The 22,478-nt window shown below is 61.2% G+C and carries 21 protein-coding genes; 12 read left to right on the forward strand and 9 right to left on the reverse strand.

Going from position 1 to position 22,478, the window contains the following annotated elements; translation table 11 throughout:
• Positions 1 to 76 precede the first annotated feature (76 nt).
• Positions 77 to 826, reverse strand: a complete 750-nt coding sequence (locus ACQKP4_RS00960; RefSeq protein WP_427629548.1) for a hypothetical protein — start codon at positions 824 to 826, stop codon at positions 77 to 79.
• Positions 827 to 1,076: 250 nt separating this feature from the next.
• Here ACQKP4_RS00960 and ACQKP4_RS00965 point away from each other — a divergent pair, with 250 nt between their 5' ends.
• The 3 genes from ACQKP4_RS00965 (at position 1,077) to ACQKP4_RS00975 (ending at position 3,659) form a co-directional block, all read left to right on the forward strand.
• Positions 1,077 to 2,225 (forward strand): aldose epimerase family protein, encoded by a 1,149-nt coding sequence (locus tag ACQKP4_RS00965; RefSeq protein ID WP_427629550.1) that lies wholly within the window; start codon positions 1,077 to 1,079, stop codon positions 2,223 to 2,225.
• Between the two features lie 111 nt (positions 2,226 to 2,336).
• Positions 2,337 to 3,158 carry an aldo/keto reductase gene (locus ACQKP4_RS00970; protein WP_427629551.1) on the forward strand — a complete coding sequence of 274 codons (822 nt, stop codon included), beginning with the start codon at positions 2,337 to 2,339 and terminating at the stop codon, positions 3,156 to 3,158.
• Between the two features lie 30 nt (positions 3,159 to 3,188).
• On the forward strand, positions 3,189 to 3,659 hold the full coding sequence (locus ACQKP4_RS00975) for a DUF1810 domain-containing protein (RefSeq protein ID WP_427629553.1): 471 nt from the start codon (positions 3,189 to 3,191) through the stop codon (positions 3,657 to 3,659).
• On the opposite strand, the gene ACQKP4_RS00980 is transcribed toward ACQKP4_RS00975, so the two are convergent.
• A complete protein-coding gene (locus tag ACQKP4_RS00980) occupies positions 3,624 to 5,984 on the reverse strand; it encodes a DNA polymerase II (RefSeq protein ID WP_427629555.1) in 2,361 nt (786 codons plus the stop codon). The genes ACQKP4_RS00975 and ACQKP4_RS00980 overlap by 36 nt on opposite strands.
• A 218-nt stretch (positions 5,985 to 6,202) precedes the next feature.
• Here ACQKP4_RS00980 and ACQKP4_RS00985 point away from each other — a divergent pair, with 218 nt between their 5' ends.
• Positions 6,203 to 6,643 carry a CBS domain-containing protein gene (locus tag ACQKP4_RS00985; RefSeq protein WP_427629557.1) on the forward strand — a complete coding sequence of 147 codons (441 nt, stop codon included), beginning with the start codon at positions 6,203 to 6,205 and terminating at the stop codon, positions 6,641 to 6,643.
• 1 nt (position 6,644) lies between these two features.
• On the opposite strand, the gene ACQKP4_RS00990 is transcribed toward ACQKP4_RS00985, so the two are convergent.
• Positions 6,645 to 7,268, reverse strand: a complete 624-nt coding sequence (locus ACQKP4_RS00990) for a glutathione S-transferase (RefSeq protein WP_427629558.1) — start codon at positions 7,266 to 7,268, stop codon at positions 6,645 to 6,647.
• Between the two features lie 159 nt (positions 7,269 to 7,427).
• Here ACQKP4_RS00990 and ACQKP4_RS00995 point away from each other — a divergent pair, with 159 nt between their 5' ends.
• The 4 genes from ACQKP4_RS00995 (at position 7,428) to ACQKP4_RS01010 (ending at position 9,845) form a co-directional block, all read left to right on the forward strand.
• Entirely contained in the window at positions 7,428 to 7,949 is a 522-nt protein-coding gene (locus tag ACQKP4_RS00995; protein WP_427629560.1) for a DUF3455 domain-containing protein, read from the forward strand.
• A gap of 98 nt (positions 7,950 to 8,047) precedes the next feature.
• Positions 8,048 to 8,569 carry a sigma-70 family RNA polymerase sigma factor gene (locus ACQKP4_RS01000; RefSeq protein WP_427629764.1) on the forward strand — a complete coding sequence of 174 codons (522 nt, stop codon included), beginning with the start codon at positions 8,048 to 8,050 and terminating at the stop codon, positions 8,567 to 8,569.
• On the forward strand, positions 8,566 to 9,285 hold the full coding sequence (locus ACQKP4_RS01005) for an anti-sigma factor (RefSeq protein ID WP_427629562.1): 720 nt from the start codon (positions 8,566 to 8,568) through the stop codon (positions 9,283 to 9,285). Before ACQKP4_RS01000 ends, ACQKP4_RS01005 begins: the two co-directional genes overlap by 4 nt.
• A 158-nt stretch (positions 9,286 to 9,443) precedes the next feature.
• Positions 9,444 to 9,845 (forward strand): hypothetical protein, encoded by a 402-nt coding sequence (locus ACQKP4_RS01010; RefSeq protein ID WP_427629564.1) that lies wholly within the window; start codon positions 9,444 to 9,446, stop codon positions 9,843 to 9,845.
• A 62-nt stretch (positions 9,846 to 9,907) separates the two neighbouring features.
• Here the strand turns inward: ACQKP4_RS01010 and ACQKP4_RS01015 are convergent, their stop codons facing one another.
• On the reverse strand, positions 9,908 to 10,993 hold the full coding sequence (locus ACQKP4_RS01015; protein WP_427629566.1) for a DUF1615 domain-containing protein: 1,086 nt from the start codon (positions 10,991 to 10,993) through the stop codon (positions 9,908 to 9,910).
• A 253-nt stretch (positions 10,994 to 11,246) separates the two neighbouring features.
• On the opposite strand from ACQKP4_RS01015, the gene ACQKP4_RS01020 reads away from it, so the two are divergent.
• On the forward strand, positions 11,247 to 13,469 hold the full coding sequence (locus ACQKP4_RS01020) for a TonB-dependent receptor (RefSeq protein ID WP_427629568.1): 2,223 nt from the start codon (positions 11,247 to 11,249) through the stop codon (positions 13,467 to 13,469).
• 128 nt (positions 13,470 to 13,597) lie between these two features.
• Positions 13,598 to 15,133: an FAD-dependent oxidoreductase gene (locus ACQKP4_RS01025; protein WP_427629570.1), complete on the forward strand. Its 1,536-nt coding sequence runs from the start codon at positions 13,598 to 13,600 to the stop codon at positions 15,131 to 15,133.
• A gap of 86 nt (positions 15,134 to 15,219) precedes the next feature.
• On the opposite strand, the gene hemB is transcribed toward ACQKP4_RS01025, so the two are convergent.
• The 3 genes from hemB to ACQKP4_RS01040 all read right to left on the reverse strand — a co-directional run bounded on the left by hemB (position 15,220) and on the right by ACQKP4_RS01040 (position 18,007).
• Positions 15,220 to 16,194, reverse strand: a complete 975-nt coding sequence (gene hemB / locus ACQKP4_RS01030; RefSeq protein ID WP_427629571.1) for a porphobilinogen synthase — start codon at positions 16,192 to 16,194, stop codon at positions 15,220 to 15,222.
• Positions 16,195 to 16,441: 247 nt separating this feature from the next.
• Complete coding sequence (locus ACQKP4_RS01035) at positions 16,442 to 17,284, reverse strand: PhzF family phenazine biosynthesis protein (protein ID WP_427629573.1); 843 nt, start codon at positions 17,282 to 17,284, stop codon at positions 16,442 to 16,444.
• Between the two features lie 24 nt (positions 17,285 to 17,308).
• Entirely contained in the window at positions 17,309 to 18,007 is a 699-nt protein-coding gene (locus ACQKP4_RS01040) for a glutathione S-transferase family protein (protein WP_427629575.1), read from the reverse strand.
• Between the two features lie 373 nt (positions 18,008 to 18,380).
• Between ACQKP4_RS01040 and ACQKP4_RS01045 the strand changes: the two genes are divergently transcribed.
• Together ACQKP4_RS01045 and ACQKP4_RS01050 are read left to right on the forward strand one after the other, a co-directional pair.
• Positions 18,381 to 19,055 (forward strand): histidine phosphatase family protein, encoded by a 675-nt coding sequence (locus ACQKP4_RS01045; RefSeq protein WP_427629577.1) that lies wholly within the window; start codon positions 18,381 to 18,383, stop codon positions 19,053 to 19,055.
• 91 nt (positions 19,056 to 19,146) lie between these two features.
• The gene (locus tag ACQKP4_RS01050) at positions 19,147 to 20,202 is read left to right on the forward strand and encodes a permease (RefSeq protein ID WP_427629578.1); all 1,056 of its coding nucleotides are present in this window, start codon (positions 19,147 to 19,149) and stop codon (positions 20,200 to 20,202) included.
• Between the two features lie 83 nt (positions 20,203 to 20,285).
• On the opposite strand, the gene mnmH is transcribed toward ACQKP4_RS01050, so the two are convergent.
• Complete coding sequence (gene mnmH, locus ACQKP4_RS01055) at positions 20,286 to 21,389, reverse strand: tRNA 2-selenouridine(34) synthase MnmH (protein WP_427629580.1); 1,104 nt, start codon at positions 21,387 to 21,389, stop codon at positions 20,286 to 20,288.
• The gene (gene selD, locus ACQKP4_RS01060) at positions 21,389 to 22,423 is read right to left on the reverse strand and encodes a selenide, water dikinase SelD (protein ID WP_427629582.1); all 1,035 of its coding nucleotides are present in this window, start codon (positions 22,421 to 22,423) and stop codon (positions 21,389 to 21,391) included. Before selD ends, mnmH begins: the two co-directional genes overlap by 1 nt.
• Positions 22,424 to 22,478 lie beyond the last annotated feature (55 nt).

Raw genomic sequence — 22,478 nt, forward strand, 5'->3', positions numbered from 1 at the left:
CGAACCAGCCGATTCCCCCAGCGGAAATTTTTGCAGTCGTGAATCCTGCGGCCGGGTTTGGGGTGCCGGGACTGACTCACTGCACCGGCAGGAAATTCAAAAACAGCAGGCTTTGCGCGTAATTCAGCCCGATCCGCCGGTAGCGCTCATCGAGCATCTGCGTCAGCAAATCCAGGCGTGCAACGATCTTCCCGAACTCCACGGCGAAACTGAGGTTGCTGCCCTCTTCCGAAATTTCATTGGAGAACAGCAACGGCTCGCCGTTCCTGTTTTGGCGCTGACTGAGGATCCACGTGGCTTTTTCGATGTTGCGTGCGGCGTTGCCGACGAATGTCGGGTTGATCGCATCGGTCATGTAGAACTCAAGCCGATTGCCATGGGCGGTCACCAGCATGCTGCCGATGGCGTAGATGAAGGCCCCGACGCGGTCGCCGAGAAACTCCGGGCTCATGGCGTAGCTCAGCGCCGCCAAGTCTTTTTTGCCACCGAGTGTCGGCAGCGGCTGCTGCATTTCGATGGCCATGCGCACTTGTTTTTCAGCGGTGCGGGCATCCAGGAATCCGGACTTTTTCAGTTCGTCCGGGTTGCGCAGGTAGAGCTTGCTCATCAGCAAGTACAGGCTGTCGAGGTTGTCGCGCATGGTCAGGGTGGCCATGCGGTCGACGCTGGTCTGGAGGAATTCCTGGGGTTTGCCTTCGCGAAACTGACTGACGATGTCCTGGCCTTGCTGCTGGCTGCAACCGCTGGCGAACAGCAGCGACAGACAGCCCAGCCATAAGCAGCGGCGGCGAATTTTCGAGGGAATGCGGGGCAACGCTTGAGCCATGGGTGCTTGAACTTGGGCATTGGCCGGCGGTGGGGATCGCCGCAGGCAGGCCAAGGATAGAACCGCGAAAGTTGAAAAAGTGCAGTGCCGCCCTCCTCGGACTGATCGCCGGACGTGTTTGGTTTTTTGCAGGACCAAGCGATTTAGTCATGCTTTTTAATGGCAATTATCGAACCAGCGGCTATAAATCTTTTCGAATTGAATATTTAGTATGACTACTTATCAAAAACAACAAAAAGGAAGGTCAACCATGCTTCAATCCCGACACCTGCTATCCGGCCTCGGACTGTCCCTGATGATCGCCACCCTCTCCGCCCAGGCTGCCGGCCTGTCCGTCGAGCACAAAGCGTTCGGCAAGACCAACGACGGCACGCCCGTCGAGCAATACATTTTGCGTAACAGCCATGGCCTGCAAGCCACGGTAATCACCTATGGCGGCGTTCTGCAGTCACTGAAAGTGCCGGGCAAGGACGGCAAGGCCGAGGATATCGTGCTCGGTTTCGATGACGTTCAGGGTTACCAGAGCGGCACCGCGTACTTTGGCGCCACTATCGGCCGCTTCGGCAATCGCCTGGCCAACGGCGCGTTTGAACTGGACGGCAAACACTATCAAGTGCCGAAAAACGATGGCCCGAACTCGCTGCACGGCGGGCCGCTGGGTTTTGACAAACACGTGTGGAAAGCGCAGCCGACCAAGGGCAAGGACTCAGTAGGCGTGACCCTGACTTACCTGTCGGTAGACGGTGAAATGGGCTTCCCCGGCAACTTGCAAACCGAGGTCACCTACAGCCTCACCGAGCACAACGAGCTGCGCATCGACTACAAGGCATCGACCGATAAGCCGACGGTGCTCAACCTGACCAACCACAGCTATTTCAACCTCGCCGGCGCCGGCAATGGCGATGTGCTGAAGCAGGTCGCCACCTTGTACGCAGCGCAGTACACGCCAGTGAACGCGACGTTGATCCCCACCGGGGAACTGGCGCCAGTCGCTGGCACGCCGATGGACTTCACCCAGCCCACGGCCATCGGCAAAAACATCAAGGCTGATCATCCGCAGCTGAAATTCGCCGAACCGAAACAGGGCGGGTTCGATTTCAACTGGGTGCTGGACGCCAAGGGCGACGTGAGCAAACTCGCCGCCGATGTCAGCGACCCGCAATCGGGCCGCCGCTTGCAGCTCTACACCAGCGAACCGGGCGTGCAGTTCTACACCGGCAACTTCCTCGACGGCACGGTCAAGGGCAAGGCCGGGAAGATTTATCCGCACTGGGGCGCGTTCACGCTCGAAACCCAGCACTACCCGGATTCGCCGAACCAGCCGAACTTCCCTTCGACGCGACTGGACCCCGGCAAGACCTATACCCAGAGCGTTGTGCTGAAGTTTTCCAGCCAGTAACGCTGGGTTTTCGACGCGTTTGCTGATGCCTCCTTTCTGGCGTTCGATGGAACCAGCGGCGTATTCTGCTGCCAATCGGTGTATCCATCGAACAACAGCAAGGAGGTTTTCATGCGGACCCTCGAATTGGCCGGCGTCAACGTACCGGTCATCGGCCAAGGCACGTGGCGCATGGGCGAAGATCCCGACGGATTCACCCAAGAGGTCGCCGCGCTGCGCCAAGGCATCGAGCTGGGCATGACCCTGATCGACAGCGCTGAAATGTATGGTGACGGCGGCGCCGAAGAAGTGGTCGGGGCCGCAATCAAAGGGCTGCGTGACAAGGTGTTCCTGGTCAGCAAGGTCTACCCGCACAACGCCAGCCGCACAGGCATCGCGCAAGCCTGCGAGCGCAGCTTGCAGCGCATGAATACCGATTACATCGATTTATACCTGCTGCACTGGCGCGGCCAGTTTCCCCTCGAAGAAACCGTCGATGCGTTCGAGCGCCTGCGTGAAGCCGGCAAGATCGGGCGCTGGGGCGTGTCCAATTTCGACGTCGACGACCTCGAAGAATTGAACACCCCGGCCTGCGCCACCAATCAAGTGCTCTACAGCCTGGAAGCGCGGGGCATAGAATTCGATTTGCTGCCGTGGAGCCAACAACAGCACTTGCCAATAATGGCGTACTGTCCCATTGGTCAGGGCGGGTCGCTGCTGGCGCATCCGGCGCTGAAAGGCATCGCCGCCCGTCACGCGGTCACACCGGCGCAAGTAGCGCTGGCATGGATTCTGCGACAACAAGGCGTGATCGCGATCCCCAAGGCGGTCACACCTGAACACGTGCAATTGAATGCACACGCCGCGCAACTGCGGCTCGAAGCCGGGGATCTGGAGGCGCTGGACCACGCGTTTCAGGCGCCACAACGCAAACAGCGATTGGCCATGGTCTGAGCCATCGCGGTTACGTCAGAGGGCTTCTGCATGAGAAGCACCGATCCACACGACTCATTCAACCTGCCACGCTTTATTCAGGCGCAGGACCCGGTGTTCGAGCTGGTTCAGGAAGAATTACGCGCCGGGCACAAACGCCGGCATTGGATGTGGTTCATTTTTCCGCAATTTGCCGGGCTCGGCGGCAGCGAGATGTCGCGCCACTTCGCCATGGGTTCCGCAGCGGAAGCAACGGCGTATCTGGAGCATCCACTGCTCGGCGCCCGACTGCGCACCTGTACACAGTTGGTGCTGAATCTCAGACAGCGCTCGATTGCGCAGGTTTTCGGCCATCCCGACGACCTGAAATTTCACTCTTGCATGACCTTGTTCGCCCAGGTTTCCCCGGACGGCAGCCTGTTCCATCAGGCGCTGGAGCAGTATTTCCATGGCATTCAGGACGACTGGACACTGTCGCTGCTGGACTCAAAACAGGCCCAGTTGCCCACCAATCAGCGTTGAAAAGTCGTCGTCGACAAACGGCAGAATCGCATCCGCCACCGGCTGCAGCTGCCGTGTCACGTAATGGTCGTAGTCAATGGGCGCACTGCGGATTTCCAGCGGCTCAGGCCCGGCAACGGTGATCACGTAGCTGATCCAGCCGCCGTTCTGATACTGGCGTGGCCGGCCCTGCTGGTCGTTATAGGCATCGGCAAGCCGCGCGGCGCGCACGTGGGGCGGCACGTTGCGTTCGTAGTCATCAAGGGTGCGGCGCAGACGCTTGCGGTAGATCAGCCGCTCATCAAACTCGCCGGCCAGGGTTTTGCGCACGTAGTCGCGCACGTAATCCTGATACGGCTGACGATGGAAAATCCTCGAATACAGCTCTTGCTGGAACTGCCGGGCGAGCAGCGACCAGTCGGTGCGCACGGTTTCCAGGCCTTTGTAGACCATCTCATCGCGGCCATCGGCACGCGTCACCAGCCCGGCATAACGCTTCTTGCTGCCCTCCTCGGCACCGCGGATGGTCGGCATCAGAAAGCGTTTGTAGTGGGTCTCGAACTGCAGCTCCAGCGCACTCTCCAGCCCGTATTCCTGCCTGACATGCTCGCGCCACCAACCGTTGACGTGATCCACCAGCGCGCGGCCGATCTGCGCGGCCTCCTCCTGGCCATGGGCACGACGCAGCCAGACGAAAGTCGAGTCGGTGTCGCCGTAAATCACCGTGTGGCCCTGCGCCTCGATCAACTGGCGTGTGCGCAGCATGATTTCGTGGCCACGCAAGGTGATCGACGACGCCAGCCGCGTGTCGAAGAACCGGCAACCGCTGGAACCGAGCACGCCGTAGAAGGCATTCATGATGATCTTCAGCGCTTGCGACAGCGGCGCGTTGTGTTCGCGCTTGGCGGTCTCGCGGCCCTCGGCGACCCGGGCGACGATGGCGGGCAGGCAATGCCGGGTTCTGGAAAACCGCGCGCCACGAAAACCAGGGACCGATTCGCTGTCGGCAGGATGGCGCAGCCCTTCGACCAGCCCCACCGGGTCGATCAGAAACGTGCGAATGATCGACGGGTAGAGACTTTTGTAATCGAGCACCAGCACCGATTCGTACAACCCCGGTTGCGAGTCCATGACAAAGCCGCCGGGGCTGGCCTGTGCAGGCTTGGTGCCGAGGTTCGGCGCAACGAAGCCCTGGCGGTGCATCAGCGGCATGTACAAATGCGTGAACGCCGCCACCGAGCCGCCGCTGCGGTCCGCCGGCAAGCCGGTGACGCTGGCGCGCTCCAGCAGGAACGTCAGCAGTTCGGTCTTGGCGAAAATCCGCGTCACCAGCTCGCAGTCTTTCAGGTTGTAGGTAGCAAGGGCCGGTTTGTCCTCGGCGAACATGCGGTTGATTTCGTCCATGCGCTGGTACGGCGTGCTGATTGCCTTGCCCTCGCCGAGCAGGGTTTGCGCGACGTTTTCCAGGCTGAATGAGGGAAAGCTCCAGGTCGCCGAGCGCAGGGATTCGATGCCGTCGATGATCAAGCGGCCGGCGGCGGCAGCGAAATAATGGTTGCGGCTGCCGTGTTCGCGCCACTGCATTTCTTCGCCGCCACGACCCAGTTTCAGCGGCACGCCCAGTTGCCTGGCGTGCTGGTGCAACACGCGCAAGTCGAACTGCACGACGTTCCAGCCGATGATTGCGTCGGGGTCGTGGCGGGCGAACCATTCATTGAGTTTCTTCAGCAGCACGGTGCGCGAGTCGCAGTAGTCGAGCTGGAAATCCACCGCGCTGGCGTCGCCATTGGCTGGCCCGAGCATGTACACCTGGCGCTCGCCGCAACCTTCCAGCGCGATGGAATACAACTCGCCTTGCGCGGTGGTTTCGATGTCGAGGGATACGAGTCGCAGCGTCGGCCGGTAGTCGGGTGCCGGTTTCATCTGCGCGTCGAGCAACAGGCCGTCAGCGCTCGGCGTGCCACCGAACGTCACCGGCGCAGTGATGAAGCGCTCCATCATGTAGCGCTCCGGCGGGCGCACGTCGCCTTCGAACAGCTCGACGCCGACCTTGCGCAGCGCGGTTTCCAGGCGCATCAACTGGCCGTGTTGCTGGCAATACAACCCCAACACCGGGCGGTGCTCGAAATCCAGCAGCGCCAAGGGCTTGAGTTCGACGTTTTTTTCCCCGTGCAGGACCGCTTCCGCCTGCTCGCGCTGCTCGGCCGGGATGAACGCCACCGACGGCTGATGAGGCAGGCGGATGCGCCGCGGACCGTCATCGGTCGCCAGCCAGAACTCGACTTCCGTGCCAGCCGCGGTATCGCGCCAATGCCGGGTCAGGACGAAGCCCTGCTGTAAATCCACCACTGCGACCTCGAAGAATTGATTCAGGTGGCGATTCTACGCGTCATCGAGGGGATAGCCCTCCCCTGTATCGGGCGTTCATGGCGCTTATTTGTACGGATTACCGAAGAAAATTCGTCGAATGACGTTTTTTGAGCATTATCTGCCGCTTTGCGCCTTGCCCTCGGCGCCTGGGTCTACGATTCTTCAAGAACAACGACAACACCTGAGAAGCCATCATGAAAACCGTCGCCCAACTGCTCAAGTTGAAAGATCAGAAGAATCAGGAAGTGCACCAGATCAAACCCGATCACATGGTGCTCGAAGCCCTGATGAAGATGGCCGAAAAGAACGTCGGCGCCCTGCTGGTCGTGGAAAACGACGAAGTGCTGGGGATCATCAGTGAGCGCGACTACGCGCGCAAACTGGTGCTGCACGGGCGCTCTTCAGTGGGTACGCCGGTGCGCGACATCATGGCGTCCCCGGTGATCAGTGTGGACACCCATCAAACCGTCGACACCTGCCTTGGCATCATGTCCGACCGACGCCTGCGCCACCTGCCCGTGGTGGAAAACGGCAAGTTGCTCGGGTTGCTGTCGATTGGCGACCTGGTCAAGGAAGCCATTGCCGAACAGGCGGAACTGATTCGCCAGCTGGAGCAGTACATCCGCGGCGAATAGATCAGTCCGGCCAATGCCGCGCAAAGACCGGTGCCAGTGTCGGGTGCCGGTCGATTCGCGTCAGCCAGGCGTAAAAACCGGGCCGCGTATTGCGCAAATGTTCGCGGCTACCGGCCCAGCGCGTGACCACCGCCGCCAGCACGTCCAGCGCTGCTGGCGGCTCATCGTCCAGGTACAGCTCGGCGGAAAACTGATCGGCAAACACCTCCCAACTCCAATGCAAGCGCCGCCGCGCGCCGGCCATTAGATTTTCCATGGACGACTCATCGGCCTCGGCCAGCCAACGCTCGGGGTAATCGATGATGCCGATGGCCGCGTAGCAATTGCTGACGATGTACGCGAGGCCACGAATGGCCTGATCCCGCTCGGCCGGGTCGTCCGACAGCAAATTCGAACTGGGGAACGTCAGGCCGAGATGAATCAGGATCGCCGCGCTTTCGCTGAGAATGCTCCCGTCGGGCAGTTGCAGCGTCGGGATCTGCTTGAGCGGGTTGAGTTTTTCCAGCGCCTGCGCCGCCTCCGTCGATAACTCGACGTCGATAAAGCGGTAAGGAATTTCGCACAGCTCAAGCGCGGCCTCGATGGCGGCGGCGCCGGAATTCTGGTGTCCGTAAAGCTGATACATAAGCACCCCCTTTTGCGGTTGTCTCTTTGTAGCAGATGACTCAGGCCAGGCTGGAAAATTTCTTTTTTTATGCCTGCATCCAAAACGCTTGGCGGTGGGTAGTCCTTGTAGCAGCCCTTGATGCTGCCGAGCGGATTACTCATTTACGGAGAGTTATTGATGAACGCCAAACAGCTGATTTGCCTTGCCGGTTTGCTCACTGCCCTGCCTGCGGCGTTTGCCCAGACGGGCCTGCCCGACAGCATCAAGGTCCCGGACGGGCACAAGGTCGCCATGGAAACCACCGGGGTCGGCGAGATCACCTACGAATGCCGCGACAAGGCCAACGCGGCGGGCCAGACCGAATGGACCTTTGTCGGGCCCAAAGCCGTGCTCAATGATCGCAACGGCAAACAGGTCGGCACCTACTTCGGGCCGCCAGCCACCTGGCAAGCCAAGGACGGTTCGAAAGTGACCGGCACGCAATTGGCGGTGGCGCCGTCGAGTCCGGGCAACCTGCCCTATCAACTGGTCAAGGCCAATCCGGCCGAAGGCAAAGGCGCGATGTCCGGCGTCAGTTACATCCAGCGCGTGGCGCTCAAGGGTGGCGTCGCGCCGAGCGGTGAGTGCTCGGCGGCCAACAAGGGCCAGCAGGAAGTGGTGAAGTATCAGGCCGATTACATTTTCTGGGCGGCCAACTGATACCGGTCCGGCTAGAAACTGGTCTACGCTGCAACGCATCCGCCCCGGCGCTCTGGCCCGGGGCTATCGACTTTGACTGACGGCTGAGCGCGGTGTCCTTGCCCGAAACCCTGTTTGATTACGAAGCACACCTTGCTGCCTGCGCGCGCGGCGAGCGCAGTGCCTTGCACCATTTGTATGTGCAGGAAAGTCCGCGCCTGCTGGGTGTGGCCAAACGCTTGGTGCGCGACACTGCGCTGGCGGAGGACATCGTCCACGATGCATTCATCAAGATCTGGCACGGCGCGGCGGGTTTCGACCCGGCGCGTGGGTCGGCGCGAGGCTGGATGTTCAGCCTGACGCGGCACCTGGCGCTGAATTTCCTGCGCGACCATCGCCGCGAGATTCAAAGCGACATCGACCTGCCCGACGACACTGAAACCGTCGACACCGCCGTGCATTCCGGGCGCATTCATCATTGCCTGGAACAGTTGGAGCCCGCGCGGCGCACCTGCCTGCTGCACGCCTACGTCGACGGCTATTCTCACGCTGAAATCTCACACAAACTCAACACCCCGCTAGGCACCGTCAAAGCCTGGATCAAGCGGAGCCTGACGGCATTGCGCGAGTGCATGGGATGACCAGCAAACCTGCGAACGAAACCCCGGAAGCGCTCGACGAACTGGCCAGCGAATACGTGCTGGGCACGCTGTCGGCGGAACTTCGCAGCGAGGTGCAGCAGCGCCTGCGTGACGAAGCGGATTTGCGCGCCGCCGTAGACGCCTGGGAACGCCGCTTGTTGGGCCTGACCGATCTGGCGCCCCCTCACGCGCCATCGCCACGCCTCTGGCAGCGCATCGAACGTAGCGTCGACACCCTGACTCGGCCTGCTTCGGTGGTCGCGACCCCGGCGTCATCCTGGTGGAACCGGTTACCGCTGTGGCGTGGGCTGGCCGGCGCGGGGCTGGCGGCGACGTTGCTGCTCGGCGCGATGATGCTGACGCAAACCACGGTCAAACCCAGCTATCTGGTGGTGTTGGTCGGGCCTCAGGACAAGGCGCCGGGCTGGGTGATTCAGGCCAGTAACCCGAGGGAACTCCAGCTGATCCCGCTCGGCGTTTTTGAAGTCCCGGCGGACAAGGCGCTGGAGTTCTGGACCAAGGCCGATGGCTGGCAAGGGCCGGTGTCGCTGGGGCTGGTCAAACCAGGGCAAACCTTGTCGATCCCGCTGGACAAGCTGCCGGCGCTGCAACCCAACCAGTTGTTCGAACTGACGCTGGAAAACCCCGACGGCTCGCCGATCGGCAAGCCGACCGGGCCGATTCAATTTATCGGGCGCGCGGTGAAGGTGATCTGATCGCGATTAACCACCGAACCATCAGGCCAACGTGAGGGCCGCTGCCCGATCTATCATCGCCGTCGATGGTCACCATCACGTCAATGAAGTTCTCATAAAAAATCCTCGGCGTAACATCCGCTCCATACCAACCAATAAACACCCCGGAGCACACCATCATGAAACGCCAAACTCTCCTCAGCATCGCTTTCTCGTTCTTCGCCGTTAACGCTTTTGCCGCGACACCTGCGCACCAGATGGTCGCTGAAGGCGGCTCGGATCGCCTGATTGAAAGTCGTGTGGCTGAAGGTGGTTCGGATCGCTTGATTGAAAACCGGGTTGCCGCTGACGGTGCTGACCGTGTGCAACAGAACCGCGTTGCCGAAGGTGGTTCGGATCGTCTGATTGAAAACCGCGTTGCCGCCGATGGCGCCGACCGCCTGCAACAGAACCGCGTTGCCGCTGATGGCTCCGACCGTCTGCAACAGAACCGCGTTGCCGCTGATGGCTCCGACCGCCTGCAACAGAACCGCGTTGCCGAAGGTGGTTCGGACCGCCTGATCGAAAGCCGCGCTGCATAAATGCGCAGCTTTAACGCAGGACTCAATGAAAACCCGGCCTTATCCGCCGGGTTTTTTACGCGTTAACGTTTCATGCAGCGTTGATATCGCTCATCAACTCGCTTGGCGAACCACGCCGTGGTGAGCTTTCGCGTGATTTTCGGGCTTTGCAGCACAATCCCCGGCAGCACCGCTCGGGGCAATGGCCGACCTTCGGCCTGCTCGGCCAACGCAAACACCCGGCGATAGAGCTCGGTTTCTTCGAATTGCAGGCTGTTGCCCTGCTCCAACTGGTTGCGAATCGTCGTGTTGCGCATGTCCAGCTGTTTGCCGAGCGAGCGAACCGCCGTTTCCGTGGTGCCGGGCATGATCGAGTCGTAGCGCACCAGATCGCCATCCAGCGCCAGCGACTTGCCAGACACACGGCTCAGCGCGTTTTGAAACGCGGCATTGCGACTGGCGTACCAACCGGCATTGAAATCGGCAAAGCGGTACAGCGGCTGTGTGTAGCTCACCGGGTAACCGAGCAAATGCGCGATGCCGAAGTACATGCCGCCACGACGGGTAAACACTTCATGGCGAATCGAGCCCTGCACCGGGTATGGATAATCGCGCGCGTGCTGCTCGGCGAAGTCGATGCTGACCTGCATCGGCCCGGCGGTGTGCACCGGGTTGAAACCACCGAACAGGGTCTGGCCCATGGGCACCATGCCAATGAAGTCATCGAAAATCGCGCTGAGTTCTTTTTCGCTGCGCGCCGCGTTCAGCCGGTCGCTGTAGCTTTTGCCGGTGGGTGAATTGACCTGCAACGCACCGTTCACCAACAGGCTGGGAATGTGCAATTTGGCGGCACGCCGGTTGATTTCGTCGCGGGCGATTTTGCCCAGCCCTGGCACCGCAGGGTCAACCTGAAATGTCGACTCTTGCTCGGTGACGGCAAGCACCGCGCACAGGTTTTCGGTGGAGGGATCAATCTTCTGCGCAGCGAACGCGGCGTAAATATCCGTGGCCCAACCCTGGCGGTCGGCGGTTTTGGCCGGCAGCAAGCGCACGATTTCGGCTTTGACTTCAGTCGCTTCGCGGGCCGGCGGCGCCTGGGTGCGTTGAGTGCCGCAACCCGCCAGCAGCATCAGCGCCGCCACGCTCATGATCAATCGATTGGCTTGCATATTGCTCCATCAGAACTGTTAGGCCGGGTTCACCATACGATCAATGGCATGGCGCAGGCTATGACTCCGCCTGCAACTGACTGTTCCCCCGCGTTTTCAGGGCAGCAACCATTACCTTCACCGCGTAATGACAAAGTGATTGCAAGACGTTACTGAGAAACTCTATCATTTGCGCCTGGAGTCGCATTTGCGCAAGGAGTTCCCGCGCCGTCACATCCTTTTTCTCATAGGCGGCGCGCCGCCAGGATCGAACATGACCACTCCCGCCCGACTCGGCGTCCCTTTTCGCCCGACACTTCTCGCCTTGTTTTGCTCGCTGGCCGTGACGGCACATGCCGCGACCCCGACTCCAACATCTGAAGACGATGGCAAATCGCTGGTGCTGGACGCGGTCGATATCAACGCCCAAGCGCCTTCGCCTTCCGCCCTGCCCCCGGTGTTTGCCGGTGGTCAGGTCGCGCGCGGCGGGCAACTGGGTGTGTTGGGCAATCAGGACATCATGGACGTGCCGTTCAGCGTCACGTCCTACACCGAGCAACTGATTCAAAACCAGCAAGCCGAAGACGTCGCCGACGTGCTGCTCAACGATTCGTCCGTGCGTCAGGCCAGCGGTTTCTCCAACCAGGCACAGATCTTCATGATTCGCGGCTTGCCGCTGACCGGCGACGATATTTCCTATAACGGCCTGTATGGCGTGTTGCCGCGGCAGATCATCTCCACCGACGCGCTGGAGCGAGTCGAAGTGTTCAAAGGTCCGAACGCCTTCATCAATGGCGTGACCCCGACCGGCTCCGGCATCGGCGGCGGCGTGAACCTGCAACCCAAGCGCGCCAGCGACGTGCCGTTGCGCCAGTTCACTACCGATATCAGCAATGACGGGCGCGTCGGCCAACACCTGGACCTCGGCCAGCGTTTCGGCGAGGACAACCGTTTCGGTGCACGCGTCAACCTCGCCCAGCGCGAAGGCGATACCGGCATCGACCACGAGAATCAGCGCTCCAAGCTGTTTTCCATCGGTCTCGATTATCGCGGCGATGCGCTGCGCGTCTCCGGCGATTTCGCTTACCAGAAAGAACGCATCAACGGCGGTCGTAACACCGTGAACCTGGGCACCGCCACGCACATTCCGGATGCGCCGTCGGCCGACACCAACTACGCGCCGAAATGGGGTTTCAGCGAAATCGAAGACACCTTCGGCATGCTGCGCGCCGAGTACGACCTGAACGATAACTGGACCGCCTACGCCGCGGGCGGTGCCAAGCACACCCGCGAAACCGGCCGCTACAACTCGACCACGCTGGTCGGCAACGACGGTCTTTCCACCACCACCGGCTCGTTCATTCCCCACGACGAAGACAACACCAGCGCGATGGCCGGCCTCAACGGCAAATTCATCACCGGCCCGGTCAGCCACAAGCTCAACTTCGGCCTGGCCGGCATCTGGACCGAACAGCGTAGCGCCTACGATTTCGACCTGACTCGTTACGCCAACAACATCTACCACCCGGTTGAAACCCCATCGCCGGTCGGCAATTTCGCCGGCGGCGACCTCAGCGACCCGGGCATCACCGGCAAGACTTTCGTGCGCAGCGGCGCGGTGTCCGACACCCTCGGTTTCTTTGATGATCGCCTGTTGCTGACCGTTGGTTTGCGTCGCCAGCAAATGGTCGTCCAGGGTTACGGCTACGCGCCTTACGGTTCCGGCAGCCGCACCTCGGCCTACGACGAATCGATCACCACGCCGGTGTACGGCATCGTGTTCAAGCCGTGGGAACACGTGTCGTTCTACGCCAACCGCATCGAAGGCCTGGCGAAAGGTCCGATTTCTCCGACCACCTCGGGCAGTCGCATTGTCACCAACGGCAATGAGTCGTTTGCCCCGGCGCGTTCGAAACAGATCGAAGCGGGCGTCAAACTGGACATGGGCACCTATGGTGCGAGCCTGGGCGTATACCGCATCGAGCAACCGAGCGACGGTTACTCGGTGATCACCAGCGCGACCACGGCGGAATATGTTCGCCAGGGCGAACAGGTCAACAAAGGCGTCGAACTCAACGTCTTCGGCGAACCGATTGAAGGCCTGCGCCTGCTCAGCGGCCTGACCTTGATGGACACCGAACTGAAAAACACCCAGAACGGGGCCAACGACGGTAACCGCGCCATCGGCGTGCCGACCTTCCAGTTCAACGCCGGTGTCGATTGGGATGTGCCGGGCCTGCAGGGTGTAGCGCTGAACGCACGGATGTTGCGCACCGGCGGCCAATACGCCGACGCGGCGAACAACCTCAGCCTGCCGACCTGGAACCGCTTCGACGCCGGTGCCCGTTATGGCTTCAAAGTCGAACAGAAAGACGTGACGCTGCGTCTGAACATCGAAAACCTGGCCAACGAAAAGTATTGGGAATCGGCCCAGGCCGGCTACCTGACCCAGGGCGAACCGCGCGTGGCGAAACTGTCCGGCACCATCGATTTCTAATCGCCGCCACTTGACCCGCAAAGGCCCCGCCGCTTAACTGCCGCGGGGCCTTTTTCCGTTGGGCGGCTGGCCTGGCTGTCCTCCATGGCTGAACCATACTTGTGGCACACATTCAGGAGCACCCGCCCATGAACCGTAATGACGTGCTGATTGCCGGCGCCGGCCCGACCGGGCTGGCACTGGCGCTGTGGCTGAGCAAACTGGGGATTCGGGTGCGGATTATCGACAAGTCGTCGGCGCCCGGCACCACCTCACGGGCATTGGCGATGCAGGCGCGGACGCTGGAGTTGTATCGCCAGCTCGACCTCAGCGAAGCCGTGGTGAGCAAGGGCCATCGCGTAGAGGCGGCCAATTTCTGGGTCAGGGGTGAAGCGGTCGCGCGTTTACCGCTGAGCAACATCGGGGCAGGCCTGACGCCCTACTCGTGCATGGAAATATTTCCGCAAGACCAGCACGAACGGCTGCTGATCGAGCGCCTTGAAGCGTTCGGCGTCAAGGTGGAACGCAGCACCGAGCTGGAAGGTTTCGAGGAAACCGGCGATGGCATCACCGCCCATTTGCGCCTGCCCGATGGCCAGCAGGAAACCTGTCAGGCGTGTTACCTGGCAGGTTGCGACGGCGCCCGCTCGGTGGTGCGCAAAACCCTGGACACGGGATTTCCCGGCGGCACCTACCAGCAGGTTTTCTACGTTGCCGATGTGCAAGGCAGCGGGCCGGCGTTCAACGGCGAACTGCACGTCGACCTTGATGAAGCGGACTTCCTCGCGGTGTTTCCATTGACGAGCGAAGGCGGTGCCCGGCTGATCGGCACCGTTCGTGATGAGCGCGGCGACCACGGTGAAACCCTGAAATTCGACGACGTCAGCAGCCACGCCATCGAACACATGAAGGTGCACATCGATCAGGTCAACTGGTTCTCGACTTACCGCGTGCATCATCGCGTGGCAGATCACTTCCGTGGCGGCCGGGCGTTCCTGTTGGGCGACGCGGCCCATGTCCACAGCCCCGCCGGTGGCCAGGGCATGAACACCGGGATTGGCGATGCGATCAATCTGGCCTGGAAACTCGCGGCCGTCTTGAGCGGCGGCGCCGACGCCAAACTGCTCGACACGTACGAAACCGAGCGCATTGCCTTTGCCCGAAAACTGGTCGCGACCACCGACCGGGTCTTCACCTTTGCCACGGCCGAAGGACGTCTGGCCGACCTGCTGCGCACGCGACTCGCGCCGTTCGTGATTCCGAAAGTGGCTTCATTGGAGGCCGGTCGCGAATTTCTGTTTCGCACGGTGTCGCAGATCACCCTCAATTATCGCGGCATGCCGCTCAGCACCGGCGTGGCCGGGCATGTGCATGGCGGTGATCGCCTGCCCTGGGCGCATGATGGCGAGGGCGACAATTTTGAATCGCTGAGAAACCCGACCTGGCAGGTGCATGTGTATGGCGACACCAGCGACGAGATGATTGCCTGGTGCGTTGAGCATCATCTGCCGTTGCAGGTCTTTGACTGGCGGCCTGCGTTTGAAGCAGCGGGGTTGGGGCGTAACGGCTTTTACCTGCTACGACCGGATACGTACGTAGCGATTGCCGAGACGTGTTCGGACCCGAAGGTGATCGAACGGTACTTCAAGGAACACGGGATCAAACCGTTTTTCGGCAGTCCTTGAGCACACTGCATAACCCCTGTTGGAGTGATCTGTGGTGGGCATCGATATTCGCAGAGACCGCTGCCACAGGGGATGTGTGTTGGTTTTTAGATTCCGGCCAACGCCAGGTCCATCGCGAAGTAGGTGAAGATCAAATCCGCCCCGGCGCGTTTGATTGCGCCAAGGCTTTCGCGCACTACGCGGTCTTCATCGATCGCTCCGGCCTGCGCGGCGAATTTGATCATCGCGTACTCGCCGCTGACCTGATATGCCGACAACGGCAAACGCGAGACTTCGCGAATGTCGCGGATGATGTCCAGATACGCGCCAGCCGGCTTGACCATCAGCGCGTCGGCGCCTTCCTGCTCGTCCAGCAGCGATTCGCGCACCGCTTCGCGGCGGTTCATCGGGTTCATCTGATAGCTTTTGCGGTCGCCTTTCAGCGCGCTGCCGCCGGCTTCACGGAACGGGCCGTAGAGCGCCGAGGCGAATTTGGTCGAATAGGCCATGATCGCGGTCTGGTTGAAACCCGCTTCATCCAGCGCCCGGCGAATGGCCTGAACCTGCCCGTCCATCGCCGCCGATGGGGCAATCACGTCCGCACCGGCCCGCGCTGCCGCCACCGCTTGTTTGCCGAGGTTGATCAGGGTCTGGTCGTTGTCGACTTCGTGGTTATGCAATACGCCGCAATGGCCGTGGTCGGTGTATTCGCAAAAGCAGGTGTCGGACATCACGATCATGTCCGGCACCGCGTCCTTGGCGATGCGCGCCATGCGCGACACCAGGCCGTTGTCGCGCCAGGTGTCGCTGCCGCTGCTGTCCAGGTGATGCGACACGCCAAAGGTCATCACCGACTTGATGCCCGCGCGGGCATAACGCTCGATTTCACCGGCCAGTTTCGACTCGGGAATGCGCATGACGCCGGGCATGCTTTTGATCGGCACGAAGTCGTCGATGTCTTCCTCGACGAAAATCGGCAGCACCAGATCGTTCAGGCTGAACTCGGTTTCCTGGAACAGGCTGCGCAGGCTCGCATTGCGGCGCAGACGGCGTGGACGTGCTTCGGGGAACTGACTGGACATGAGGTTTCCTGAAAAAACGGGGACGAGACGAACGTCGCAGGGGGTGAAGCTTATGCCTTGGGTAGTGCCGGACACAAACCTCGGTCGAGGAACAAACCGTTACGAGTCACGCAATAATCTCCGCACAGGCACAAAATTCCTGTGGGAGCGGGCTTGCTCCGGGCGGCGTTCCGACGAAGGCGGCGTTTCAGTCAGCAAACATTTCGCCTGACACTCCGCCTTCGCGAGCAAGCCCGCTCCCACAGTTCTAGATCTTCAGGGTTCCCGATATGCAGGTGACGACCGATCCGCCGATCCAGATGTCATCCCCCACTTGCTCCACCTGAATCCGTCCCGCGCGCCCCATCGTCAAACCCTGGCTGACCACATAAGACGCCGGCGCCAGACCTTCCGCCAGCAACCACTGCGCAATGCCGGCATTCAAACTGCCGGTGGCCGGGTCCTCCGGCATGCCGTCACCGGAGATAAACGCGCGTACTTCAAATTGCGCGTCATCGCCATCGCGCTCAGGCGTCCAAGGCGCGATCACTCCCACCGCCAGCCCCAGCATTTGCGAATGATCAGGCTGCAAGTCCAGCACCTGTTGGCGATCCTCGACCATCACTGCCAGCCACCCGGCGCCGTTATCGACCCATTGCGCCCGCACAATCACCCCCGGGGCCAGCCGCAATCCACGGCGAACGCGCTCTACCACGTCGGCCTCCACCGGCCCGGTTTTGATCAAGGGCGGCGCCAGAAACGCCAGTTCCGCGCCTTGTCGGCGAACCCGCACCAGCCCCACGCCGCACTCCTGAACAATCTCCTCGCCCTTGGGCACTCCACCGGCCTCAAGCCACGCGTGGCAAGTGCCCAAGGTCGGATGCCCGGCGAACGGCAGCTCGTTCAGCGTGGTGAAAATTCGCACCCGATAGTCGGCGCGCGGGTCGCCGGGTTCGAGGATGAACGTGGTTTCGCTGAGATTGGTCCAGGTCGCGAACGCCGCCATGCGCTCATCGCTGAGCGTGTCGGCAGCCAACACCACCGCCAATGGATTGCCCTTGAGCGCGACGCGGCTGAAGACATCCACCTGCTTGAAATCGTATGAGCGCATGGCCGTCCTTGATCGTAAAAAAGTCTATTTAGGGATTTCCAGACCGCGCATCACCGCTGGCCGCGCCAAAAAGCGCTCCAGCACCCGCGTGACGTTGGCGAAGTCCTTGATGCCCACCAGATCGCCTGCCTCATAGAAACCGATCAGGTTGCGCACCCACGGAAACGTCGCGATGTCGGCGATGGTGTAGCGCTCGCCCATGATCCAGTCGCGGCCCTCGAGACGCCCGTCCAGCACTTTCAGCAAACGCTTACTTTCTTCGACGTAACGCTCACGCGGGCGCTTGTCCTCGTAATCCTTGCCGGCGAATTTATTGAAGAAACCGACCTGGCCGAACATTGGCCCGATGCCGCCCATCTGGAACATCAGCCACTGAAGCGTCTCGTAACGCGCAGCGGATTCCTGAGCGAGCAACTGGCCCGTTTTGTCGGCGAGATAAATCAGAATCGCCCCGGACTCGAACAGCGGCAGCGGTTTGCCGTCCGGACCGTGCGGGTCGAGGATCGCCGGAATCTTGTTGTTGGGGTTCAGCGAGAGGAACTCGGGCGACATCTGGTCGTTGGTGTCGAAGCCCACGCGGTGCGGCTCGTAGGGCAGACCGATCTCTTCGAGCATGATGGAAACCTTGACGCCGTTGGGGGTCGGCAAGGAGTAAAGCTGGATCCAGTCAGGGTATTGAGCGGGCCATTTTTGCGTGATGGGGAACGCGGACAGATCGGTCATGGGGAGGCATCCACAAGAGAAAACAAGCGCTGATGATAATAGAGACGTTTGCAAATGCTGCGATCTTTTGCCGCTATCAAAATGGCTGATAAGCAAGATCGAACAATCGCAGGCGGTCATCCCGGCCGTCACGTGTACTGTGTCCACAAATCCGCAACATTGTGTCGATAACCTCTGGTCCAACCCGTCAGAGGTTACCGGTACATTGCTGCGCACCCGCCGGAATCGAACCAAACAGGCTTCAGAGGACTCTGAACATTGCCTTTACTGGAAACGGACCGGCCTCCACGACATGGAAAACACTCGAAGCTGGGAGCTCGCGGTGTAAAGGTTTGTCAGCCTTAACCGAATGCGCTGAAGAACACTTATTCCAATGATGAACCCCTTGAAATTCGTCCATCGCTTCAAGCACCGCGCGTATGTCGTCCTGCCCTCCCTGTTGGCGATCAGCGCACTGTTTCTGTTTTTTGAGTCCAGCGAAAGCCGTGCTCAACCGGCGGACGGCACCCAGACCCTGGTGTTCCTGCGCCACGCCGAGAAACCCGAGGGCGGTCTGGGCCAGCTCAATTGCCAGGGCCTGAACCGTGCCATCGATCTGGCGACCCTGCTCCCGGAAAAATTCGGCAAGGCCGATTACGTATTCGCCGCCAACCCGACCCGCAATGTCGAGGAAGGCGAACGGGACAATTCCTACAGCTACATCCGCCCCTTGATGACCATCAGCCCCAGCGCGATCAAGCTCGGCTTGCCGGTGAACATCAAGTTCTCGGCCAATGACACCAGCGATCTCGCCGACGAACTGCTGCACGACAAGTACCACAATTCGGTGATCTACACCGCGTGGTCCCATGGCTACCTGCCCGAGCTGATCAACAAAGTCGCGGGCGAAGCGGTCGGCAAAAAACAGAACATCACCGAGGATTGGGCATCCAGCGACTATGACTCGCTGTACGTGCTGACGCTGACGTGGCATGACGGCAAGGCCAGCCTGGTGAGCAACAGTTACAAGCAAGGCCTGGATAACGGGCGGCAGACCTGTCCGACGTAAGCTGCTGGCGGTTTCCCACACGCTGTCGCGCCACGGGTTTTGAGGGGCTGGACTATCATGAAGGCATCTTCCCCTTGTCCGGAACCACACCATGTCGCTCTCATCCACCGCTGTTCCCGTCCGGGGCTGGTCGTTCTGGTGGAAACCCGCCCTGTTTGTACTGGTTGCCTGTGTTGGCCTCTATTACGTCAAATGGTCGCCCTACTACTTCAAGGCGTTTGTCGCCGCTGACAATCACAGCATCGGCGCCTCCATTCTCAATGATCAACAAACCGCGCCGTTGGCCGCTGCGCTGACTTACGCCAAGGTGTATTTCCTGGCGATCTGGAAAGCCGCCGTGCTGGCGGTGATTCTCGGTTCCCTGCTGCAAGTACTGATTCCGCGAGACTGGCTGCTGCGCCTGTTCGGCCGCGCCGGTTTTGCCTCGACCCTGCGCGGTGGCCTGTTTGCCCTGCCGGGGATGATGTGTTCGTGCTGCGCCGCCCCGGTGGCCGCCGGCATGCGTCGTTCAAATGTGTCAGTGGGCGCGGCGCTGGCATTCTGGATCGGCAACCCGGTGCTCAACCCGGCCACCCTGGTGTTCATGGGGTTTGTGCTGGGTTGGGGCTTTACCGCGTTGCGGCTGGTGGCGGGGATTGTGCTGGTGTTCGGGGTGTCGATGGTCGCCCAGCGCATCTCCGGCCCGGAGGCATTGCCGGAAGCGGCGGTCGAAGCGGTCGTCGAAGCGCGCACGGCCAATACCGAACCGTTTGTGACGCGTTGGGGAAGGACGATCTGGCAATTGTTCTGGAGCACCATTCCGATTTACATCCTCGCGGTGCTGGTGCTGGGCGCGGTGCGGGTCTGGGTGTTTCCGCACATTGATGGCGCCATGGCCAACAGCCTGGTGTGGCTGGTGCCGCTGGCGATCATTGGCACGTTGTTCGTGATCCCGACCGCCGCCGAAATTCCGATTGTGCAAACCATGATGACCCTCGGCATGGGCACCGCCCCGGCGGTCGCGCTGTTGATGACCCTGCCGAGCATCAGCCTGCCGTCGCTGCTGATGTTGCGCAAGGATTTCAATGCGCGCGTGCTGGTGAGCGTGGCGCTGATGACCATGGCGATCGGGGTGATCAGCGGGTTGGTCGGGGCGGCTTTGCTCTAGGTTTTTGCAAGGGTTTGCCGGCCCCTTCGCGGGCAAGTCGGATCGCCGCACTTGCTGGCGAAAGCGCCGGCCAAATCAGCGCATTACTTCGGGCGGATACGCCGCTCACGAAGGTATTCCAGCACCGCGCCCTTCTCCCCGGAAAACTCGATCCGCCCGCCCTTGTTCTCGCGCTGAAAGGCATACATCGGGTCGTAATATTCGCGCAGCAAGCCTTCAATCCAGCCCCGGTGCAACTCCACCGCGCCGCTGCGGCCTTGTTCCGCCAGCGCGTCTTCCATCAACAGCAACATCCGTCGATGGCGCTCGCCGCCCAGGCGTTTTTGCACGTTGTTCAAACTCGCCAGCATGCGCTCGGAAAACAGCGCAAACCCTTCATCGCCGTGCACCGCGATAAACTCGGCGCACAAATCGACCACGTAATCACGCAGGATCCGCTCGACCCGTCCTTCCAGGCTGTCTTCGAGCCAGACCATCGCAAACTGCTGCATGCCTTGAAACAGCGGCAGCGGCAAGGCGCAACTGCCGACCATGCGGCTCTCGTCCTCCAGGACAAACTGCTCGATGCCCTTGGCGCGCTTTTTCAGCAGGTCCACCGCCAGACGGTTTTCGAAGTCGATGTTGGACGGTTGGCCGGTGGCGCGCTTGCCGAAACTCGAACCTCGATGGTTGGCGTGGCCTTCGAGGTCCAGCCCATTGTTCAGTTGTGTGAGCACTTCGGTCTTGCCGGTGCCGGTCATGCCGCCCAGCAGCACGAAATCACACTGGGCAATCGCCTGGTCAACGGTGTCGAGCAAGAAGGTACGCATGGCTTTGTAGCCGCCACCAATGCGCGGGTAATCGATGCCCGCCTCGTCCCGGAGCCATTGCCGGACAATCTGCGAGCGCAAGCCGCCGCGAAAACAATACAAATAACCCTCGGGATGCGCCCGGGCAAAGTCGGCCCAGGCCTGGATGCGTTCGGCCTTGATCTGGCCCGAGACCAATTCATGCCCCAGGGTGATGGCCGCTTGCTGACCGTGTTGCTTGTAGCAAGTGCCAATGCGCTGCCGCTCGTGGTCGTTCATCAGCGGCAGGTTGACCGCACCGGGGAACGAGCCCTTGATGAACTCGACCGGCGCGCGGGCATCCATCAGCGGCCGGTCGTTGAGGAAAATGTCGCGGTAATCGGTGAAGTCGATCGACATCAAGACACCTCTACCGCGTGAGTCTGTCGCTCGACCAGTTCGCCGATGGGTTCCAGGCTCAGGCCGAGTTCGACGGCGACCTTGAGGAACTGTTCGTTACCTTCTGGCGTCACCGCAATCAGCAGGCCACCGCTGGTTTGCGGGTCGCACAGCACACGTTTGGGCAATTTCTGCAGCCCGTCGATTTTGCTGGCGTAGCTGTCGAAGTTACGCAACGTGCCGCCCGGTACGCAGCCCTGTTCAAGGTAATACTCGACGCCCGGCAGACGCGGCACGCGGGCATATTCGATGCGCGCGGTGACGTTGCTGCCATCGGCCATTTCCACCAGGTGCCCCAGCAAACCGAACCCGGTGACGTCGGTCATCGCGGTCACGCCGGCGAGTTTGCCAAAGCGGCTGCCGGGTTTGTTCAAGGTGCACATCCAGTCGCGGGCCAGGCCGATGTCGGTTTTGCGCAACTTGCCCTGCTTCTCGGCGGTGGTGAGGATGCCGATGCCCAGCGGTTTGGTCAGGTACAGCAGGCAACCGGCGGTCGCGGTGTCGTTGCGTTTCATGTGGCGTTTTTCCACGAGACCGGTCACGGCGAGGCCGAAGATCGGCTCGGGGGCGTCGATGGAATGGCCGCCGGCCAAGGGAATGCCGGCCTCGTCACACACCGAACGGCCGCCGCGAATCACTTCCCGCGCGATTTCCGGCGCCAGCACGTTCACCGGCCAGCCGAGGATCGCAATCGCCATCAGCGGATCGCCGCCCATGGCGTAGATGTCGCTGATGGCATTGGTGGCGGCGATGCGGCCGAAGTCGAAAGGGTCGTCGACGATCGGCATGAAAAAGTCGGTGGTTGACACCACGCCGCGCTCTTCGTCGATGGCATACACCGCCGCATCATCGCGAGAGGCATTGCCGACCCACAGTCTGGGGTCCAGGTTCTGTGCCCCGCTGCCAGCCAGAATCACCTCCAGCACCTGCGGCGAAATCTTGCAGCCGCAACCTGCGCCGTGGCTGTATTGGGTCAGACGGATCGGCTCGCTCATGGGGGACACCTCGTGAAGTCAATGGGGCCGATTCTAGCAGACGACATTGATGTCA

The sequence above is a fragment of the Pseudomonas sp. NPDC086278 genome (genome assembly GCF_050280905.1).
GTDB lineage: Bacteria > Pseudomonadota > Gammaproteobacteria > Pseudomonadales > Pseudomonadaceae > Aquipseudomonas.

Excerpts from the sequence above, each read along its gene's own strand:
- ACQKP4_RS00960 (WP_427629548.1), bottom strand. The coding sequence starts at position 826 with ATGGCTCAAGCGTTGCCCCGCATTCCCTCGAAAATTCGCCGCCGCTGC.
- ACQKP4_RS00965 (WP_427629550.1), top strand. The coding sequence starts at position 1,077 with ATGCTTCAATCCCGACACCTGCTATCCGGCCTCGGACTGTCCCTGATG.
- ACQKP4_RS00970 (WP_427629551.1), top strand. The coding sequence starts at position 2,337 with ATGCGGACCCTCGAATTGGCCGGCGTCAACGTACCGGTCATCGGCCAA.
- ACQKP4_RS00975 (WP_427629553.1), top strand. The coding sequence starts at position 3,189 with ATGAGAAGCACCGATCCACACGACTCATTCAACCTGCCACGCTTTATT.
- ACQKP4_RS00985 (WP_427629557.1), top strand. The coding sequence starts at position 6,203 with ATGAAAACCGTCGCCCAACTGCTCAAGTTGAAAGATCAGAAGAATCAG.
- ACQKP4_RS00990 (WP_427629558.1), bottom strand. The coding sequence starts at position 7,268 with ATGTATCAGCTTTACGGACACCAGAATTCCGGCGCCGCCGCCATCGAG.
- ACQKP4_RS00995 (WP_427629560.1), top strand. The coding sequence starts at position 7,428 with ATGAACGCCAAACAGCTGATTTGCCTTGCCGGTTTGCTCACTGCCCTG.
- ACQKP4_RS01005 (WP_427629562.1), top strand. The coding sequence starts at position 8,566 with ATGACCAGCAAACCTGCGAACGAAACCCCGGAAGCGCTCGACGAACTG.
- ACQKP4_RS01010 (WP_427629564.1), top strand. The coding sequence starts at position 9,444 with ATGAAACGCCAAACTCTCCTCAGCATCGCTTTCTCGTTCTTCGCCGTT.
- ACQKP4_RS01015 (WP_427629566.1), bottom strand. The coding sequence starts at position 10,993 with ATGCAAGCCAATCGATTGATCATGAGCGTGGCGGCGCTGATGCTGCTG.
- ACQKP4_RS01020 (WP_427629568.1), top strand. The coding sequence starts at position 11,247 with ATGACCACTCCCGCCCGACTCGGCGTCCCTTTTCGCCCGACACTTCTC.
- ACQKP4_RS01025 (WP_427629570.1), top strand. The coding sequence starts at position 13,598 with ATGAACCGTAATGACGTGCTGATTGCCGGCGCCGGCCCGACCGGGCTG.
- hemB (WP_427629571.1), bottom strand. The coding sequence starts at position 16,194 with ATGTCCAGTCAGTTCCCCGAAGCACGTCCACGCCGTCTGCGCCGCAAT.
- ACQKP4_RS01035 (WP_427629573.1), bottom strand. The coding sequence starts at position 17,284 with ATGCGCTCATACGATTTCAAGCAGGTGGATGTCTTCAGCCGCGTCGCG.
- ACQKP4_RS01040 (WP_427629575.1), bottom strand. The coding sequence starts at position 18,007 with ATGACCGATCTGTCCGCGTTCCCCATCACGCAAAAATGGCCCGCTCAA.
- ACQKP4_RS01045 (WP_427629577.1), top strand. The coding sequence starts at position 18,381 with ATGATGAACCCCTTGAAATTCGTCCATCGCTTCAAGCACCGCGCGTAT.
- ACQKP4_RS01050 (WP_427629578.1), top strand. The coding sequence starts at position 19,147 with ATGTCGCTCTCATCCACCGCTGTTCCCGTCCGGGGCTGGTCGTTCTGG.
- mnmH (WP_427629580.1), bottom strand. The coding sequence starts at position 21,389 with ATGTCGATCGACTTCACCGATTACCGCGACATTTTCCTCAACGACCGG.
- selD (WP_427629582.1), bottom strand. The coding sequence starts at position 22,423 with ATGAGCGAGCCGATCCGTCTGACCCAATACAGCCACGGCGCAGGTTGC.